This window comes from Nonomuraea sp. NPDC049480 (assembly GCF_044465905.1).
Lineage (GTDB): Bacteria > Actinomycetota > Actinomycetes > Streptosporangiales > Streptosporangiaceae > Nonomuraea.
The window spans coordinates 305,046-322,621 of record NZ_JBITMD010000001.1; the positions used below are offsets into that span (position 1 = coordinate 305,046).

Sequence of the window (17,576 nt, forward strand, 5' to 3'; positions counted from 1 at the left end):
CGAGACGCTGTGTCGAATTGTTCACTCGCTTCGCTCGCTCACGGGCCATCCGCTCCCTCAGCCCGGCAAAGGATACTCTTTTGCAGAAGCGTCTCGAAGGGATGAGATCCGGTGCAGTTCAACGTGAGACCCTACGTATGCGGCGCTCTCGGCCGGATCGATACCGCCATACTCGGCAAGCTCACCGCCGCGGGCCCGCGCGTGCGTCCGGCCCTCCAGACGGCCGACGCCGCGCTGTTCAGTTCCACGCCGCTGCCGCCCTATCACCGGGCCGGGGAGTCGTACGCGTTCGCCTGGGGCGAGCGCAGGCCGCCGGCGGCCGACGACTGGATCACGATCGCGGAGACGTACGAGACGCCCGGGTTGATCGGCGACGCCCGCAAGGTCACGCTGCACACGGGCGCGCTGGGGCTGGTGGACGTCTACTACGTGCGCCAGGGCGACGCGGTCTACTTCTCGTCGCTGATCCAGCCGCTGCTCAGCCTGGTCCCGATCACGATCGACTGGTCGGCGTGGGCCTCGATCATCCAGGTGACGTTCCCGCTGGGCGAGGCGACCCCGTACACCGAGGTCAAGCGGCTGCCCGGGGCGAGTGCGCTGGTGTGGGAGCACGGCAGGATGGCCACCGAGCGGCGGCTGCCGCGCTGGCTGCGCACCGAGCCCTACGAGGCGTGGATCAGCCCTCAGGAGATCGTCGAGCTGCTGCACAAGGTCTATGAGGAGTACGACGGCCGCAAGCTGCTCGTGCCGGTCAGCGGCGGCTACGACTCGCGGTTGCTGGCCGGCGTGGCCAAGGCCCGCGGCGCGGACGTCGAGTCGTGGACGACGAGCCCGGACGACGGCACCGACACCGACATCGTCTTCGCCCGGGCGATCACCAAGGAGCTGGGCATCCCGCACCGGGTGGTCACCCAGGACGCCGCCGACTACCCCGCGGACGCGGCCGAGGTCGCCCGCAGGCTCGAATACCTGACGCCGCACCACGCCTGGTACGCGCCCTTCGCCAAGGAGGTGCACGGCGCGGGCCGGATCCTCGTCGACGGGCTGGCCGGCGGGCCGCTGCTGAAGAACTTCATGGTCAGCGGCGCCGCGCTGGAGGCCAGGACCCAGGCCGAACGGTCGGCGGCCGTGCTGAGGTCGCTGTCGCTGGGCGCCCCCTCGCAGCCGTTCCTGTCCGAGAACGCCGCCCAGTGGATCGAGGAGACCGTACGCGAGCAGTTCGCCGCGGCCACCTCCATGCTCCACGGCCACCGGGCCGAGCTGCCGCTGTCGGTGCTGCACACCAGGACCGTGCGGGGCATCGCGCGCTCCGCGGTCAACCTGGTGGGCCCTGAGGCGTCGTTCGCGGCGCCGTTCATCCACCCCGAATTCTTCGACGCCGCGCTGTCGGTCGGCGTGGCACGCAAGGACAAGGGCCGCTTCTACCGCGAGGTGCTGTACGCGGCCAATCCCCGGGTGGCCGCCCTCCCGTCGACGAATGTCGTCAAGCAGCCGCTCCAGCGGGTGCCGCTGCGTTCCACGGCCGCGCCTGCCCGAAATTATGCGCACAGCATGCTCGAGACGGTCGTGAACCGGGTGCCTGGACTGCTGTCGGAGGAACTGCACGAGGTGGTCGCGGGCGGGCCCGACGCGCTGACCAGGTTCACCGGCTGGAATGACCGCTTCTGGGTGCGCGGATTGGTACTCTTCGGACTCTGGCTGAGTGACTTCGAAAACGACCTCACGGACGTCGTGACACCTTTTTGATGAACTCTCGGTAACAGGGCGATTACATATGGATCTCGCGGGTATTAAACCTCGCACAGCAGAAGCGGGTTCCGGAAAGCCAACGGGCTGGTAGTGTTCGGCCCGTAAGCGCCGCACAAACGGGCACCGGATCACAAATCCGGTCTCGTTCGAGGGCATGGAGTTCGCAGGGATGACGACTCCAAGCGGCGCGGTCACCAGCAAAGAACGCCGGGGCAACCGGTGACTTCGTCCTGCCCACATCTCTTCCTGTGAGCGACAATATGATCAACGCATCCCCAATGCCGGAGCCGATCTCCGAGGCGTTCGTCTCGGAGGATCCGGCCTGGTACAAGCGGGCGGTGTTCTACGAGGTTCTCGTCCGGGGGTTCAAGGACTCCAACGGCGACGGCACCGGCGACCTGCGCGGTCTTATCGAGAAGCTCGGCTATCTCGAGTGGCTCGGCGTCGACTGCCTGTGGCTGCTGCCGCTTTACGAGTCGCCGCTGCGCGATGGCGGCTACGACATTTCGGATTACATGAAGATCCTGCCGGATTTTGGTGATCTGGGGGATTTTGTCCAGCTGATCGAGGCCGCCCACGAACGCGGCCTGCGCATCGTCACCGACCTTGTGATGAACCACACCAGCGACCGGCATCCCTGGTTCCAGGCCTCCCGGCACGACCCCGAAGGGCCGTACGGCGACTTCTACGTGTGGTCGGACCACCCCGGCGGCTACCCCGACGCGCCGATCATCTTCATCGGCGCCGAGGAGTCCAACTGGACCTACGACCCGGTGCGCAAGCAGTACTACTGGCACCGCTTCTTCCACCACCAGCCGGACCTCAACTATGACAACCCGGCGGTCCAGGAAGCGATGCTGGAGGTGCTGCGGTTCTGGCTCGACCTGGGCATCGACGGGTTCCGGCTGGACGCGGTCCCGTACCTGTTCGAGCGGGAGGGCACGGCGTGCGCCGGGCTGCCGGAGACGCACTCGTACCTGAAGAAGATCCGCGCCGAGGTGGACCGCCTCTACCCGGACCGGGTGCTGCTGGCCGAGGCCAACGGCTGGCCGGAGGACGTCGTGGAGTACTTCGGCGACCCCACCACGGGCGGCGACGAGTGCCACATGGCCTTCCACTTCCCGCTCATGCCGCGCATCTACATGGCGGTGAAGAAGGAGACCCGCGAGCCGATCTCCGAGATCATGTCGCTCACGCCGAAGCTGCCGGAGAACGCCCAGTGGGGCATCTTCCTGCGCAACCACGACGAGCTCACGCTCGAGACGGTGACGGAGGAAGAGCGCGACTACATGCACAAGGAGTACGCCAAGGACCCGCGCATGCGCGCCTACCTGGGCATCCGCCGGCGCCTGGCCCCGCTGCTGGACAACGACAGGGACCGGATCGAGCTGTTCACGGCGCTGCTGCTGTCGCTGCCCGGCTCGCCGATCATCTACTACGGCGACGAGATCGGCATGGGCGACAACATCTGGCTGGAGGACCGCGACGCGGTCCGCACGCCGATGCAGTGGAGCCCCGACCGCAACGCCGGCTTCTCCACGGCCGACCCCGGGCGGCTCTACCTGCCGGCCGTCATGGATCCCATCTATGGCTACCAGGCGGTCAACGTGGAGGCGCAACAGCGCCACGAGGGCTCGCTGCTCCACTTCACCCGCAAGATGCTGGAGATCCGGCGCAAGCACCCGGTGTTCGGCGTCGGGGCGTACACGGAAATGTGGTCCTCCAACCCGTCCGTGCTCACGTTCGTCCGCGAGGACCGCGACGACGTGATGTTGTGCGTGAACAACCTGTCGAAGTTCCCGCAGCCGGTCGAGCTGGACCTGCGCAGGTTCGAGGGGCTGATCCCGGTCGAGGCGCGCGGCGGGGTGCCCTTCCCGCCGATCGGCGAGCTGCCGTACTTGCTGACGCTGCCCGCGCACGGCTTCTACTGGTTCGCGCTCAAGCGCGCGGAGGTCGTCAGCGCGACGTGACCGGCACCTGGGCACGGGCCGCCCGGCGCGCGGGAATGAGCGCGACCGCGAGGGCCGTGCCCACGGCCGCCATCACGGCGACCGCCAGCGTCAGGGCTGAGGGCGCGCGGCCGATGCCCGCCCCCACGCCGCTCGTGTGGCCCTGCAGGTCGATCAGCCCCGTCACCACGGACATGCCCGCCGCGGCGCCCGCGCCGACGCCGAGCACGACCAGCAGGCCGGTGCCCGTCACGAGCGTGGCCATGACCTGGCGCGGCGTCAGCCCCATGGCCTTCAGCACGGCCAGGTCCAAGGCGTGGTCGCGCAGCCCGAGCGCGCTGGCGGTGAGCAGGTTGGCCAGGCCGATCAACGTCAGCACGGCGATCAGCGCCACGATCACCACCCTGATGATCGCGAGCCGGTCGGCCGGGTTGACCGCGGCCTGCACGTCGAGGCTCTCGGCCGACGCGGCCAGCAGCCGGCCCCGCACCTCGGCCTGGTCGGCGCCCGGCTTCAGGGCGAGCGCGTAGAACTCCGGCGGCGTCGAGTCCTTGGCCGCCAGGCTGTCGAGCCCCACCGACAGCACCTCGCCGTCCAGGTCGGGCTCGACGGTGCGGCCGACGATCCTGACGATCAGCGGCGTGCCGCCCACGGTGAGCCGCACCCGGTCGCCGATCTTCACGCCCAGCAGGTCGAGCAGGCCCTGCCCGGCCACGGCCTCGCCCTGCTGGGCGTACATGCGGCCCTCGACCACGGGGAACGGGTACGGATCCGTCGAGCTGCCGATCGCCCGCACCCTCACTGAGCGGGCCTCGCCCGGCGCCAGGGCGTTGACGTCGGTGCCCGGGTAGACCGCGGCCACGTCCTTGTCCTGCTCGGCGATGCGCTTGGCGTCGGCCGCCTCCTCCAGCTTGCCCTGCCTGACGTAGAGGGACGCGTGCTGGCCCACCTGGTCGGGATGGTCGGCGAAGTCGTCCAGCGTGGCCCACACGCCGAGCCCGATCGTGATCATCATCATCGGCACGGCCAGCCCGAAAGCCGTCAGGAACGCCGGGACCCGCCTGGTGAAGGCGTCCCTGGTGCCGAGGACGAGGGCGGGCGGGAGGCGTACGAGCAGAGCGAGCCTGGCCAGCCTGGACAGATGGCCGCGCGGCGGGGCGGCGGGCACGTCCGGAATCGGCGGCGTGCGCCCGCCGCGCCAGGCCGGCAGCCCCACGGCGGCCAGCACGACCAGCGCCGTTCCGCCGATGATGGCCAGCACCGGCCTCGGCGCCACGGAGGTCGCCCCGAGCACCAGGGCCATCACTCCCCAGCCGGCAATGGCGCCGAGCGCGACGCCGAGCAGGCCCAGTGCGCCGTGCTCGACCAGGAGCAGCAGCGCGACCTGCCCCTTGGTGAAGCCCATGGACTTGAGCGTGGCCAGGTCGCGCAGCTGGCCGAGCACGCGGCCGCCGGCCGCGTTGGCCAGCGCGAGCGCGGCCGCCACCAGCCCGACCACCCCGAACAGCGCCAGCAGTGTGCCGAGCAGCCGGTTGTCCAGCTCCATGGCGGCGCTGACCTCGCGCCAGGTGTAGACCCGCTGCAGCTCGTCCTCCAGCATGACGACCGCACGCTGCGAGACGACCTGCGTGGCGTCGGGGTCGGCCAGGCGCAGCCCGGTCACCCACTCGCTGCGGCCGAGCATGGGCTCGATCCGGTCCAGCATGGACGGCAGCACGTAGGCCAGGCCCGGCGTCCACTGGGGGTAGAAGCCCTGCTCGGCGGAGTCGGCGATGCCGCGCACGTACAGGGTGTGGCGTTCGCCGATGAGCGAGATGACCGTGAAGGGCGCGCCCACCCTGAGCCGCAGCGCGTTCGCGAACGACCGCTCGACGACCACCCCGTCGGCCTGGGCCGGATCCAGCCATCTGCCCTCGGCCACCAGCGGGTGCGCCACCTGAGGCGGCGTGGCCGGCATCGCGCGAAGCGCCGCCGGCTCCTTCTTTCCGCCCTGCGCCACCGTCACGGGCGCCGACCGGTACGGGCCCGCGATCTGCGTCACGCCGTCGATGCCGCCCAGGGCCGCCTGCGGGCTGTCGTCGGTGTAGAGCCAGACGTGGGCCCCGTCGGTCTGGGCGAACAGGCTCCGCCACGGGTTGGTGCCGTCCTCGAGCAGGGTCGCCGCCGTGATCAGCGCGGCCACGATCCCGGCCACGGCCATCACGGTCAGCACCGCCTGGCCCTTCCTGGCCCGCAGGTCGGCCTTGACCCACCGGCTCCCCGCCAGTGCGGCGCTCACCGCTCCTCACTCACTCCGCTGCGAACCCTGCTCCTTGCCCCGGCCCGGACCACGCGCCCGCCGCCCCGGGTTGCCCGCATGATCGGTGCCGTCCTGCCCATTCGTCGCACTTTGCACCGGTCCGTCACCGACGGGACCATGGGAGAGACGATCCTGCGAAGTACGCGGCCGACGGGGCGCCGGCCGGGCCAGGGGGCGCGCGGCGGGGCGGGGCTCATCGGAGATCGATCACCTCGCCCGCCGTGCCGCTGCGGCGGCGCGCGATGCGGCCGTCGTCGACGATTTCCCCGTCGAACAGCGACACCAACCGGTCGGCCAGGCTCGCCACGCGGGCGTCGTGCGTGACCATGACGATCGTCTGGCCCTCCTTGTGCACGTCGCCGAGCAGGCGCAGCACGTCGCGTGTGTTGCGGCTGTCGAGGTTGCCCGTCGGCTCGTCGGCCAGCAGCAGGCTGGGCTGGTTGGCCAGCGCCCTGGCCAGCGCGACCCGCTGCTGCTCGCCGCCGGACAGCTGGGCGGGCGCGGCGTCGGCGCGGTCGGTGAGATTGAGCGCGGCCAGCAGGCTCTCCCTGCGCTCGCGGGCCACCTTGGGCGAGGCCCCGGCCAGCAGCGCGGGCAGTTCGACGTTGTCGCCGACGGTCATGTTGGCCACGAGGTTGAAGAACTGGAAGACGAAGCCGACCTTCTTGCGCCGCAGCACCGCCCAGGCGCTCTCCGAGAGCGTGTCGGCGCGCTTGCCGTCGAGCCAGATCTCTCCGCTGGTCCGGGTGTCGAGGCCGCCCAGCATGTGGATCAGCGTGGACTTCCCCGACCCGGACGGCCCCATGATCGCCACGAACTCGCCCGCTTCGACCTGCAGGTCCACCCCGCGCACGGCGGGCACGGGAACCGCACCATCCTGGTAGATCTTGACCAGATTGACCGTTTTCACGACTGAGGTCATGCCAGATCCTCCTGGCACCGCTCCAGCCAGTCAAGATCGGCCTGCAGGTGCAGCATGGCACCCTCGATGAGCAGCATGGCCACGCGGTCGGCCGGCGGCGTGCGGGACAGGAGGTCGTTGAGGTCGCTCATGAGCCCGAGGTAATGGCGGCGCTGCCGGTTGATCAGCGCCATCCGGTCGGCGATGCCGGTGAGCGGCGCGAGCACGAGCTTCATGAAGAACTCGTCACGCACCCTGGGGCCCTCGGTGGGCTCGTCCACCCAGGTCGTGAGCACGTCGCGGCCCTTGGCGGTCAGGTAGTAGACCTTCTTGTTGGGCCGGTTGGACTGCTCGACGTCCACGGCCCTGACCAGGCCGTCCTTCTCCAGCCGGCCCAGCGTCACGTAGATCTGCCCGATGTTCGGGGAGGGATAGGCATTGCCGAAGGTCTGCTCGAGCGCCTGTTTCAGCTCATAGCCGTGCGCCGGCTCCTTCGCCAGGAGCGCCAGCAGGTGCTGCCGCACGCCTCACCTCCCCACCGTGTTACGAATGCGTTACGCAGTTATCCGTTGACCTTCAGATTACAGGTGTGCATAACATGAATGCATCTACCTAACACGTATGTATCCACTCTGAAATCGGAGGAAACAGAGTGTTGCGCTCGCTCCCGCTCATGCTGGCCGTCCTCCTGGCGGCCGGATGCGCGGCGACGGGCGAAGAGGGCGGCGGCGACACCGGGACGAGCGGCACGGGGCCCATCACGTTCGCCACCGGCCGCGACACCACGGCGTACCTGCAACCCCTGCTGGATCGCTGGAACCAGGCCCACCCGGCCGAGAAGGTGACGCTGCTGGAGCTGCCCGAGGTCGCCGACGAGCAGCGGGCGCAGATGGTGGCCAACCTCCAGGCCCAGAGCAGCCGGTACGACGTGCTGGGGCTCGACGTGGTGTGGACCGCCGAGTTCGCGGAGAACGGCTGGATCATCCCCCTGGAACGCGGGTTGTTCCCGCTCGACAGGTTCCTGCCGCCGGTCGTGGAAACGGCGGTCTACAAGGGCAAGCTCTGGGCTGTGCCGTACACGAGCAACGCGGGACTGCTCTACTACCGGACCGACCTGGTCAAGAAGCCGCCGAGGACGTGGGCGGAGCTTCGCGACCAGTCACGAGAAATTACGAAAAAGCACAACATAGAGGGCTATGCCGGGCAGTTCCTCGCCTACGAGGGGCTGACGGTGAACTTCTCCGAAGCCGTGCAGTCGGCCGGAGGGCAGATCCTCGGCCACGACGGCACGGAGGTGACGCTCGACCCCGCCAAGGGCGCGATCGCGCTCGACTTCCTGATGCGGGGGCTCCGCGAGGGCTGGATCCCCAAGGAGTCGCTGAGCTTCAAGGAGGAGGAGTCGCGCCTGGCCTTCCAGGACGGCAGGCTGGCCTTCGCCCGCAACTGGCCGCACGCCTACGGCCCCGCCAAGGCGAGGCTGGGCGACAAGCTCGGGGTGACCCGGCTGCCCGGGCTCGACGGCCCGGGGTCCAGCACGCTCGGCGGCGCCAACCTGGCCATCAGCGCCTTCTCCAAGCACCAGCACACGGCGCAGGAGTTCATCCGCTACTTCACGAGCCTGGAGAACGAGCGCCGGGTCCTGACCGAGGGCTCGTTCCCGCCCGTGTGGACCGAGCTCTACGACGATCCCGACCTGATCAAGCGCTTCCCGTACCTGCCGGTGCTCAAGGAGAGCATCCTCGCCGCCAAGGCACGGCCGGTGAGCGCCAACTACAACCAGCTGAGCCTGGTGATCGCCAGCTCGGTCGCCAAGGCCCTGAGCACCCCCACCACCGAGTCCGCCGACGACGTCGCGGCCTCCATGAAGTCCGAACTCGAAGAGATCATCAGAACCCAGTGAGGCAGCAATGCGAAAAGCCAGAGCAGCAGCGATCCTGGCGGGGCTCGCGGTAGCCGTCGCCGCCTGCGGCAACGCACCGACGACGACGCAGCCCACCGCATCGGAGTCCGCGCCGGCGACCGGCGGCGCCAAGACTCTCCAAGGCGTGAAGCTCGAGGTCGCCGCCAAGTGGACCGGACAAGAGCAGAAGAACTTCGAGCAGGTGCTCAAGGCGTTCTCCGACAAGACCGGCGCCGAGGTGACCTACGCCTCCACCGGCGAGGACACCGGCGCCTACCTCGGCCCGCGCATCCAGGGCCAGAATCCGCCGGACGTCGCGATCCTGCCGCAGCCGGGTCTGGTGCAGCAGTACGTCCAGCAGAACGCGCTCAAGCCGCTGACCGACGCCGTGACGACCGAGATCGACGCCAACTACACGCCGTACTGGAAAGAACTCGGTTCCGTCGACGACAAGGTGTACGGCGTGCTGATCAAGGCCGCCCACAAGTCGCTGGTCTGGTACAGCTCGCAGGCATACGAGGACGCGGGTGTGCAGCCGGCGACGACCTGGGACGAGCTGGTCAAGAACTCTCAAACCATCGCCGACTCCGGCACCGCGCCGTTCTCGCTGTGCGGCGCCTCCGGATGGACGCTGACCGACCTGTTCGAGAACGTGTACCTGTCCACCGCGGGCCCGGAGAACTACGACAAGCTCGCCAAGCACGAGATCAAGTGGACGGACCCGACCGTGACGACCGCGCTGGAGAAGATCCAGCAGATCGTCGGCAAGCAGGAGTTCCTGGTCGACGGAACCTCCGGCACGATGCAGACCGACTTCCCCGGTTGCGTGAGCAAGGTCTACAGCACCAATAAGGCCGCCATGATCATCGAGGCCGACTTCGTGGCCGTCGAGGCCGTGCAGTCGGGCGCCAAGGTCGGCGAGGAGGCGAAGTACTTCCCGTTCCCCAAGTCCGGTGACACCGCTCCGGTCGTGCTCGGCGGCGACGTCGCGGTGGCGATGAAGGACTCCCCCGGCGCCATGGCGCTGCTGCAGTTCCTGGCCTCCAAGGAGGGCGGCGAGGTCTGGGCGAAGCTCCCCGGCTACCTGTCGCCCAACAAGAACGTCTCCCCCGACAACTACCCCGACGAGCTGACCAAGCAGCTCGGTCAGACGATCATCTCGGCCGGCGACGCCGTCCGGTATGACATGTCCGACCTGGCTCCGAGCGCGTTCGGCGGCACCGACGGCAAGGGCGAGTGGAAGGTCCTGCAGGACTTCGTCCGCAAGCCGACCGACATCAAGGGCGCCCAGGAGGCGCTCGAAGCAGAGGCCGCGAAGGCCTGGAAGTAAAGAGGTAAGGCCGTGACCGAACGGTTGGACGGCCCGAAGGTCCCGCCCGTGGAGATCACGGGCGGGGCCGCCACCGGACCGGCTGAAACCCCCCGAACGAAACTACGCCTCGGCCCCTCCCCGGCGGTCGCCATCGCCTTCCTCCTCCCGGCGGCGCTGCTGCTCGGGATCTGGGTGGTCTACCCGATCGTCTACTCGATCTTCCGCAGCCTGTTCGACGCGACAGGCAACGGATTCGTGGGGCTCGGCAACTACATGACGATCTTCACGGACGCCGGCACGCTCACCACGATCCGCAACAACCTCATCTGGGTGGTCATCGCCCCGATCGTGGTGACCACGCTGGGCCTGATCTTCGCGGTGCTGACCGAGCGCATCAAGTGGGCGACCGCGTTCAAGCTGATCGTGTTCATGCCGATGGCGGTCTCGCTGATGGCGGCGGGCGTGATCTTCCGCCTCGTGTACGAGGAGAATCCGGACAAGGGCCTGGCCAACGCCATCCTGACCACGGTGCACGACACGTTCTCCTCCTCGCAGGGCTACCCCGAGGCCCGCCCGCGCGAGGGCGCGCAGTCGGCGGTCGCCGCCCAGAACGGCGCGGTCGTCACCAAGCAGCCCGTCCAGGCGGGCCAGCCGGCGCTGATCCCGATCGTGGGCGTCAAGCCGCAGCTCGTGCCTTCGAATGCGCAGCCCGCCAAGGCCCCCGCGGCCGGCGGCGCGGTGTCCGGAACGGTGTGGTTCGACTTCACGGCCGGAGGCGGCGGCCAGAGCGGCGCGATGGACGCGACCGAGAAGGGCCTGCCCGGCATGACCGTGGAAGCGGTCCAGAACGGCCAGGTCGCGGCCACGGCGACCACGGCCGACGACGGCACCTTCCGCTTCGAGGGCCTGCCCGCGGGCTCCTACACCGTGCGGCTGCCGCAGTCGAACTTCGAGGCCGCCTACGGCGGTCTGACCTGGCTCGGGCCAGCGCTCATCACCCCGGCGATCATCGGCGCGTTCGTCTGGGTGTGGGCCGGGTTCGCCATGGTGCTGCTGGCGGCCGGTCTCGCGGCGATCCCGCGCGACGCGCTGGAGGCGGCCCGCATCGACGGCGCCACGGAGTGGCAGGTGTTCCGCAAGATCACGGTGCCGCTGCTGTCGCCGGTGCTGCTCGTCGTCTTCGTGACGATGATCATCAATACGCTGAAGGTGTTCGACCTGGTGTTCATCATCGCGCCGTCCTCGGTCCAGCCGGAAGCGAACGTGGTCGCGTTGGAGATGTGGCGTGTGTCGTTCGGCGGCGGCAACAACCAGGGCCTGGGCAGTGCGCTGGCTGTGTTCCTGCTCATTCTGGTCCTTCCCTTCATGATCATGAATATCCGCAGGTTCAGAAGGGAGAACACATGACGACCGCGACCGCCACCGTTCCGTCCAAGCTGGAGACGGGCGCGCCGCGCAGGGGTGTGCTGGGCAGGATCGTCGATCGGATCGGCAGCGGGGCCGTCCAGGTCGTCATGGTGCTCCTGGGCCTGTTCTGGCTGGTGCCGACGCTCGGCCTGCTGGTCGTCTCCATGCGGACCAATCAGGTCAACAGCGCCGAGGGCTGGTGGACGGTCTTCACCAAGCCGGCCGAGCTGACCATCCAGAACTACCAGAACCTCCTGGGCAGCGGCTTCACCGCGTCCTTCTGGAACACCATTCTCATCACGGTGCCGACCACGGTCCTGGTGATCGGCATCGCGGCCATGGCGGCGTACGCGTTCGCCTGGATGGACTTCCCCGGGCGGGACCTGGGGTTCCTCATCGTGGTCGGGCTGCTCATCGTTCCCATCCAGATCGCGCTGATCCCCGTCGCCAGCCTCTACGGAGGCGCCGGGATCTTCGGCACGATCCCGGGGGTGGTGCTGTTCCACGTGGCGTTCGGCCTGCCGTTCGCGATCTTCCTGCTGCGTAACTTCTTCGTCGGCATCCCGGCCTCGCTGCTGGAGGCGGCGCGCATGGACGGGGCCGCGGAGTGGAAGATCTTCGTGCAGGTGGTGTTCCCGCTGGGCAAGCCCGCCATCGCCTCGCTGGGCATCTTCCAGTTCCTGTGGGTGTGGAACGACATGCTCATCGCGCTGGTCTTCGCCGACACCGGCAACCAGCCGATGACCAAGTATCTGCAGTCCCAGATGCGGCAGTTCGGGTCGAACGTTGACATCCTCTCGTCCGGCGCGTTCCTGTCGCTGATCATCCCGCTGCTCCTGTTCTTCGCGTTCCAGCGGTACTTCGTCCAGGGCATGATGGCCGGCTCGGTGAAGTAGGCCACAGTCAGGCGCCCGCCTTTCGAGGGTTGAGGCGGGCGCCTGTGATCATTCCGGTACGGCGGGAGCCGACGTTTCGGCCTCAAGCCGTGCCAGACCTGGATAAGCTCAACGGCCATGGCCGGTCGTCCCCTGAACGAAGTCGTCGAAGCCGGATGGGCCACAGCGCTTGAGCCCGTCGCCGAGCAGATCTCCCAGATGGGCGAGTTCCTGCGCAAGGAAATCGCCGAAGGCAGGCAATACCTCCCCGCGGGCCAGCACGTGCTGCGCGCGTTCACCCAGCCCTTCGACGAGGTCAAGGTGCTGATCGTGGGCCAGGATCCCTATCCGACGCCCGGCCACCCGGTCGGGCTGTCGTTCTCGGTGGCGGCCGACGTGCGGCCCCTGCCGGGCAGCCTGGTCAACATCTACAAGGAGATGGAGACCGATCTCGGCCTGCCCCGGCCTGCCAACGGCGACCTCACGCCGTGGGCCGAGCAGGGCGTGCTCCTGCTCAACAGGGTCCTCACCGTGATGCCCGGCAAGCCGGCCTCGCACCGCGGCAAGGGCTGGGAGCAGGTCACCGAGCAGGCCATCCACGCCCTGGTGGCGCGGAACAAGCCGATGGTCGCCATCCTGTGGGGTCGCGACGCGCGCAACCTGGCGCCGATGCTCGGCAGCGTGCCGCGCGTCGAGTCCGCCCACCCCTCGCCGCTGTCGGCGCGCAGCGGCTTCTTCGGCTCGCGGCCGTTCAGCCGGGCCAATGAGCTGCTGATCCAGCAAGGCGCGGCGCCTGTGGAGTGGAAGCTGCCCTAAAGTCGTCGCCATGAGTGATGAACCGAAGTTCCTGCGCCTGACGGTCGAGCTGACCGTCGAGGTGCTCGACATGGACGCGCTGCAGGCTGCGGCGCTGGCCGAGATCAGGCATCCCGACGCGGACCTCACCGAGGAGGAGCGTACGGAGCAGGCAGAGCTGGTCAAGGCCGACGATACGGGCGCCTCGGCGCTGCAGTGGCTGATCGAGCCGGACCACGTGCTGGGACTGGTGGAGCACATCACCGAGATCGAGCCGCGCGAGGCGGTGCTCGGGGTGGAGCCGTCCGAGGGGCCCAGCGAGGAAGAGGAAGAAGAGCACGACCACGTGTGACGGTGCTCAGCGGTGGCCACGACGTTCGGCGGCGTCGTGGCTTTTCGCGTTCCGGGGCTCGGTTGGGAGCGGTAGGCTCCTGGCCGAGTTCGTGGGCGCGGAGGGCCCGTGCCCGTCGCCGCAAGGGGGCACGCAGTGATCGTCGCATTCTCCATCACTCCGCTGGGCGTCGGCGAGGGCGTCGCCGAGCCCGTAGCGCGCGCCGTCAAGGTGGTTCGCTCCAGCGGGCTGCCCAACCGGACGGATGCGATGTTCACCACGATCGAGGGTGAGTGGGACGAGGTCATGGACGTGGTCAAGCGGGCCGTGGAGGCGGTGGCGGAGGTCGCGCCGCGGGTGAGCCTGGTGCTCAAGGCCGACATCCGGCCGGGGGTCACGGACGGCATGACCTCCAAGCTCGAATCCCTGGAACACCACCTCTCATAGCGTCACGCCGAAGGGCCGCCCGAGCATGAATCGCTCGGGCGGCCCTTCGCGCATTTCGAGATATATCTTGACTGTCGCGACAGACGCGACATATCGTGTCCTGCGACAGTAAACGCGATAGTACGCGTTCCGGAGGTGGAGAGCAATGGAGCAAGAGCGAGTGCCGGTCCTGGTGGTCGGCGGTGGGTACGCGGGGCTGAGCGCGGCGCTGCTCCTGGCCTGGCGCGAGGTGCCCGTCATGCTGGTCGAGCGGCACGCGAGCACCTCGATCCAGCCCAAGGCGTTCGGCGTCGGCCCGCGAGCCGTCGAGCTGCTGCGCCCCGTGCCGGGCGTGGAGGAGGCGCTGAGCCGGATCTGGGCCGGCATCGGCGACAACATGCGCATCTCGATCGCCAAGGACCTGGCCGACCCGAACCCGCACATGATCATGAACGACGAGAACGAGGAACTGGCCTTCCTCTCCGGCATCACCCCCGTCGCGACCGTCGGCGCACCCCAGGCCGAGATCGAGCGCGTGCTGCGGCGCAAGGCCGAGGAGTGCGGCGCCGACCTGCGGTTCTCCACCGAGCTGATCTCGCTGGAGCAGGACCAGGACGGCGTGACGGCGCGCATCCGCACTGCCGGCGCGGAGAGCCTCGTGCGGGCCGACTACGTGGTGGCCGCCGACGGCTACCGCAGTCCGCTGCGAACTCTCCTGGGCGTGCCCACCTCGGGCAAGGACGAGCTGGGCCAGATGTGCTCGATCATGTTCGACGCCGACCTGGCCGGCCTGGTGCGCGAGCGCGAGGTCACCCTCTGGTATCTGCAGAACGACGTCTTCACCGGCGTGATCGTGACCGGCACGGGCGTGGGGGCGCACGTCCTCGGCGTCAACCTGAAGGAGGGCGAGAGCGAGGCCGACTTCACCGACGAGCGCTGTGTCGAGCTGGTACGCATCGCCGTCGGCCGGCCCGGGCTCGACGTGCGGATCCTGGACAAGACGTCCTTCGCCATGGCGCATGTGCTGGCCGACACCTACCGCGCCGGCCGGGTGTTCTTCGCCGGGGACGCGGCCCACACCATGCCACCCACCGGCGGGCAGGGCGGCAGCACCGCGCTCCAGGACGGCTGCGACATCGCCTGGCGGCTCTGGCTGGTGCTCACGGGCCAGGCCGGGCCGGGCTTCCTGGACACATACGACGCCGAACGCCGCCCGATCGGCGCGCTGACGGCCGACGCCCAGCTCGCCAACCTCGGCGTACGCATGCCTCCCGCGGCCCGCGTCGGCTACCCGGAGCCTCTCGAGGACCCGGTGGGCGCCCTCATCGGATTCCGCTACCACTCCACGGCGATCCTGGACGAGCCCGGTGACGACGGCTCCATCCTGGAGGACCCCCGCGTGCCGAACGGCCGCCCCGGCAGCCGCGCCCCGCACGTGGTGCTCGACTGGGAGGGCCTGCGCATCTCCACCATCGACCTGTTCGGCTCCGGCTTCGTGCTGCTGGCCGACAAGCAAGGGGGGCAGGCGTGGATGGACGCCGGGCGCCTGGTCAAGGAGCGGCTCGGCGTGCAGCTCACGCGGCTGCTGGTGGGCGAGGAGCTGGTGGACGTGGAGGGGCGGTGGCAGGAAAGATACGGCGTCAGCGGGGGCGGCGCCGTCCTGGTCCGCCCGGACGGGTACGTGGCCTGGCGCGCCCTGGACACCGATCCGGACCCGGCGGCCACGCTGGAGCAGGTCATGCGCCGAATCCTCAGCCGCTGACCGTCCGGCCGGACCTCACCCGTACGGCGCGGGGGCGCACTCCGTGTCCAGCCGGCTCAGCCGAGCAGCAGCTCTTCGCGCCGGTCAAGGAGCCTGTCGCGTAGCGTTTCCAGCTCCCGGCAGCGCTCTTCCAACCGCTCCACCATCCCCCGCGCGTCACGCAGGCCTTGAGCGCCGTTCAGCGCCCCCGGCTCCACCCGCATCCCGAGTGCCTGGAGCTGCCGGACGAACTCGGCCATCGCCTGCCGATCGCCGGGCCGGCGCAGGGCCGCCAGACCAGTCCCCCTCGCACGTTCCCGGGCAGGCAGCTCCACGTCCAGCTCCGCCATCAGCCGCCCGATCTCCAGCAGCTCGGCGCCCTGCGGATCCGCCGACTCCACCAGCCGCCGATCCTCGCGCAGCAGCAGTTCCTCATAGAGCTCCCGCGCCGGCCCCACCTCGGCCAGCTCCTGCTCCACGGACGCTAGCACGCGCCCGAACGCCCTGAGCCTGGCCTCCTCCGCGGCCACGGTCTCCTGATCCCACACCCCGATCAGGTCGAGCGCCTGCCGGACCTCCTGGATCCGGTAGGCGACCGCCCTGCGGCGCTCGTCCAGTTCGTCCCAGCGACGCGCCCGCCGGCGCGCCGTTCGCAGATCTTCGTCGATCATTTCGAACCGAATCACGTCACTTTGACGTGCCCACGCCTCGGATGGTTCAAGACGACCATCCTCATTTCCTCATAAACCAGGTCAGAACCGTCGCAGCCGTCCCACGGTAACCCGAGACCGCCGGCCACCGGCCGGCCCGTCCTCGGGCGGGACGGGACCGCCGGCGTAGCGCCCCACCCCCTAGGCCGCCATGACCTGGACCGGGTCAGGGGTGCGGCAGCCGATCGAGGTCAGGGTCGCGTGGTGGGATGCCCGGGTCGCGCAGAGCCAGTCGTTCAGAGAGCCGGTGAAGCCCGAGGGCGGGCCGACCTTCAGGCAGGTCACCTGGCCGGTGCCGGGGGCGGGGCCGACCTTCAGGCGACGGATGCTGCCGGTGCGGCCAAGCTCGCCCACCTCCGCATCGTAGGGGGTCAGCTGGACGCCGAAGGGGAGCCCTCCGCCGTCTGACGGCTGGATCCGGAGGAAGTCGTCGATCAGGCGCTCGGTGGCGGCCGGGTGGGTGGCGACGTAGGCCAGGTGGTCCGTGGCCAGACGGTGGGCCACCGTTCGCAGGAGGTTGGTCGCGCACAGGTTGTGGGCGCAGGCGGCGCCGTCGAGGGTGACCTCCGGCAGGGCGAAGCGGCGCAGGCCGCGCGAGGTGACGCGCAGGCAGTCGCACACGGCCGTGTCGGCCGGGTCCCAGGGCGGGCAGGTCGCGTCGTCGTGGACCTGGACGTCCCAGCTCAGCCAGTCGTCTCCCAGGCTGAAGTCCGGGGGCTCGCCGGCGCACCTCCCGCAGGTCAGGATGGTGGAGCCGGTCAGGGGGTCGATCAGTACGCCGTCGCATTCGCGGGCCAGCGCCCGGGCGACCGCCCGGGCCGCCTGCACGGCGACGGGAAGCCGGTGCGGGGGCGCCGTGGCGGACACCACGATGTGCTGCTTCGCCCGCCGCAGGCGGCGCCTGTCGTCGTCCGTGAGCGCGGCTCCGACCGGTCTCCACGGGGTCGCGTGGTGGGTCACGGTGAGGGACCGGCTGCCGATCGCGCTGATCACCGCCCTTTTGTACGGCCCACCGACGCGCCAGGGCACGAACGACCCGAGATCGAACGGCAACTGCTCCATGGCGATGACGAACAGCGAGGTCAGCGTGCGAGGCAACGGGAGGGTGATCTTCATGAGTAGCCTCCGTGATCGTGATTCGGATCCCGTCGGGTTGGTGAGGCAACTCAGGATCGAAGATG

15 protein-coding genes are annotated in these 17,576 nt (G+C 69.4%); 10 read left to right on the forward strand and 5 right to left on the reverse strand.

Features of this window, described 5'->3' with window-relative positions:
• Nucleotides 1–123 precede the first annotated feature (123 nt).
• Entirely contained in the window at nt 124–1,746 is a 1,623-nt protein-coding gene (locus tag ACIBX3_RS01450; RefSeq protein WP_397111896.1) for an asparagine synthetase B family protein, read from the forward strand.
• A gap of 281 nt (nt 1,747–2,027) precedes the next feature.
• Nucleotides 2,028–3,719, forward strand: coding sequence for a maltose alpha-D-glucosyltransferase (gene treS / locus ACIBX3_RS01455; RefSeq protein WP_397111898.1), 1,692 nt, complete (start codon nt 2,028–2,030; stop codon nt 3,717–3,719).
• Here treS and ACIBX3_RS01460 read toward each other — a convergent pair.
• From ACIBX3_RS01460 to ACIBX3_RS01470, 3 genes are all read right to left on the reverse strand, one after another.
• On the reverse strand, nt 3,706–5,976 hold the full coding sequence (locus ACIBX3_RS01460) for an FtsX-like permease family protein (RefSeq protein WP_397111900.1): 2,271 nt from the start codon (nt 5,974–5,976) through the stop codon (nt 3,706–3,708). The two genes, treS and ACIBX3_RS01460, sit on opposite strands and share 14 nt — an antisense overlap.
• Nucleotides 5,977–6,190: 214 nt before the next feature.
• Nucleotides 6,191–6,919, reverse strand: coding sequence for an ABC transporter ATP-binding protein (locus ACIBX3_RS01465; protein ID WP_397111902.1), 729 nt, complete (start codon nt 6,917–6,919; stop codon nt 6,191–6,193).
• Entirely contained in the window at nt 6,916–7,422 is a 507-nt protein-coding gene (locus tag ACIBX3_RS01470; protein WP_397111904.1) for a PadR family transcriptional regulator, read from the reverse strand. The genes ACIBX3_RS01465 and ACIBX3_RS01470 overlap by 4 nt, the downstream gene beginning before the upstream one ends.
• Nucleotides 7,423–7,550: 128 nt before the next feature.
• Here ACIBX3_RS01470 and ACIBX3_RS01475 point away from each other — a divergent pair, with 128 nt between their 5' ends.
• The 8 genes from ACIBX3_RS01475 (at nt 7,551) to ACIBX3_RS01510 (ending at nt 15,706) form a co-directional block, all read left to right on the forward strand.
• Nucleotides 7,551–8,798 (forward strand): ABC transporter substrate-binding protein, encoded by a 1,248-nt coding sequence (locus ACIBX3_RS01475; protein ID WP_397111906.1) that lies wholly within the window; start codon nt 7,551–7,553, stop codon nt 8,796–8,798.
• A gap of 7 nt (nt 8,799–8,805) precedes the next feature.
• Nucleotides 8,806–10,128, forward strand: a complete 1,323-nt coding sequence (locus tag ACIBX3_RS01480) for an ABC transporter substrate-binding protein (protein WP_397111908.1) — start codon at nt 8,806–8,808, stop codon at nt 10,126–10,128.
• 12 nt (nt 10,129–10,140) lie between these two features.
• On the forward strand, nt 10,141–11,517 hold the full coding sequence (locus ACIBX3_RS01485) for an ABC transporter permease subunit (RefSeq protein WP_397111910.1): 1,377 nt from the start codon (nt 10,141–10,143) through the stop codon (nt 11,515–11,517).
• Nucleotides 11,514–12,413, forward strand: a complete 900-nt coding sequence (locus ACIBX3_RS01490) for a carbohydrate ABC transporter permease (RefSeq protein WP_397111912.1) — start codon at nt 11,514–11,516, stop codon at nt 12,411–12,413. Before ACIBX3_RS01485 ends, ACIBX3_RS01490 begins: the two co-directional genes overlap by 4 nt.
• 117 nt (nt 12,414–12,530) lie before the next feature.
• Complete coding sequence (locus tag ACIBX3_RS01495) at nt 12,531–13,208, forward strand: uracil-DNA glycosylase (protein ID WP_397111914.1); 678 nt, start codon at nt 12,531–12,533, stop codon at nt 13,206–13,208.
• Nucleotides 13,209–13,218: 10 nt separating this feature from the next.
• Nucleotides 13,219–13,539 (forward strand): hypothetical protein, encoded by a 321-nt coding sequence (locus ACIBX3_RS01500; protein ID WP_397111916.1) that lies wholly within the window; start codon nt 13,219–13,221, stop codon nt 13,537–13,539.
• A gap of 135 nt (nt 13,540–13,674) precedes the next feature.
• Nucleotides 13,675–13,965, forward strand: a complete 291-nt coding sequence (locus ACIBX3_RS01505) for an MTH1187 family thiamine-binding protein (RefSeq protein ID WP_397111917.1) — start codon at nt 13,675–13,677, stop codon at nt 13,963–13,965.
• Between the two features lie 145 nt (nt 13,966–14,110).
• Nucleotides 14,111–15,706: an FAD-dependent monooxygenase gene (locus tag ACIBX3_RS01510; RefSeq protein ID WP_397111919.1), complete on the forward strand. Its 1,596-nt coding sequence runs from the start codon at nt 14,111–14,113 to the stop codon at nt 15,704–15,706.
• Nucleotides 15,707–15,762: 56 nt separating this feature from the next.
• On the opposite strand, the gene ACIBX3_RS01515 is transcribed toward ACIBX3_RS01510, so the two are convergent.
• Together ACIBX3_RS01515 and ACIBX3_RS01520 are read right to left on the reverse strand one after the other, a co-directional pair.
• Entirely contained in the window at nt 15,763–16,356 is a 594-nt protein-coding gene (locus ACIBX3_RS01515) for a hypothetical protein (RefSeq protein WP_397111921.1), read from the reverse strand.
• A 180-nt stretch (nt 16,357–16,536) separates the two neighbouring features.
• Nucleotides 16,537–17,511, reverse strand: coding sequence for a hypothetical protein (locus tag ACIBX3_RS01520; protein ID WP_397111923.1), 975 nt, complete (start codon nt 17,509–17,511; stop codon nt 16,537–16,539).
• Nucleotides 17,512–17,576 lie beyond the last annotated feature (65 nt).

What these genes read in the sequence shown, in the direction of transcription:
- treS (WP_397111898.1), top strand. Translation starts at nt 2,028, where the DNA reads ATGCCGGAGCCGATCTCCGAGGCGTTCGTCTCGGAGGATCCGGCCTGG.
- ACIBX3_RS01465 (WP_397111902.1), bottom strand. Translation starts at nt 6,919, where the DNA reads ATGACCTCAGTCGTGAAAACGGTCAATCTGGTCAAGATCTACCAGGAT.
- ACIBX3_RS01480 (WP_397111908.1), top strand. Translation starts at nt 8,806, where the DNA reads ATGCGAAAAGCCAGAGCAGCAGCGATCCTGGCGGGGCTCGCGGTAGCC.
- ACIBX3_RS01490 (WP_397111912.1), top strand. Translation starts at nt 11,514, where the DNA reads ATGACGACCGCGACCGCCACCGTTCCGTCCAAGCTGGAGACGGGCGCG.
- ACIBX3_RS01495 (WP_397111914.1), top strand. Translation starts at nt 12,531, where the DNA reads ATGGCCGGTCGTCCCCTGAACGAAGTCGTCGAAGCCGGATGGGCCACA.
- ACIBX3_RS01500 (WP_397111916.1), top strand. Translation starts at nt 13,219, where the DNA reads ATGAGTGATGAACCGAAGTTCCTGCGCCTGACGGTCGAGCTGACCGTC.
- ACIBX3_RS01510 (WP_397111919.1), top strand. Translation starts at nt 14,111, where the DNA reads ATGGAGCAAGAGCGAGTGCCGGTCCTGGTGGTCGGCGGTGGGTACGCG.
- ACIBX3_RS01515 (WP_397111921.1), bottom strand. Translation starts at nt 16,356, where the DNA reads ATGATCGACGAAGATCTGCGAACGGCGCGCCGGCGGGCGCGTCGCTGG.
- ACIBX3_RS01520 (WP_397111923.1), bottom strand. Translation starts at nt 17,511, where the DNA reads ATGAAGATCACCCTCCCGTTGCCTCGCACGCTGACCTCGCTGTTCGTC.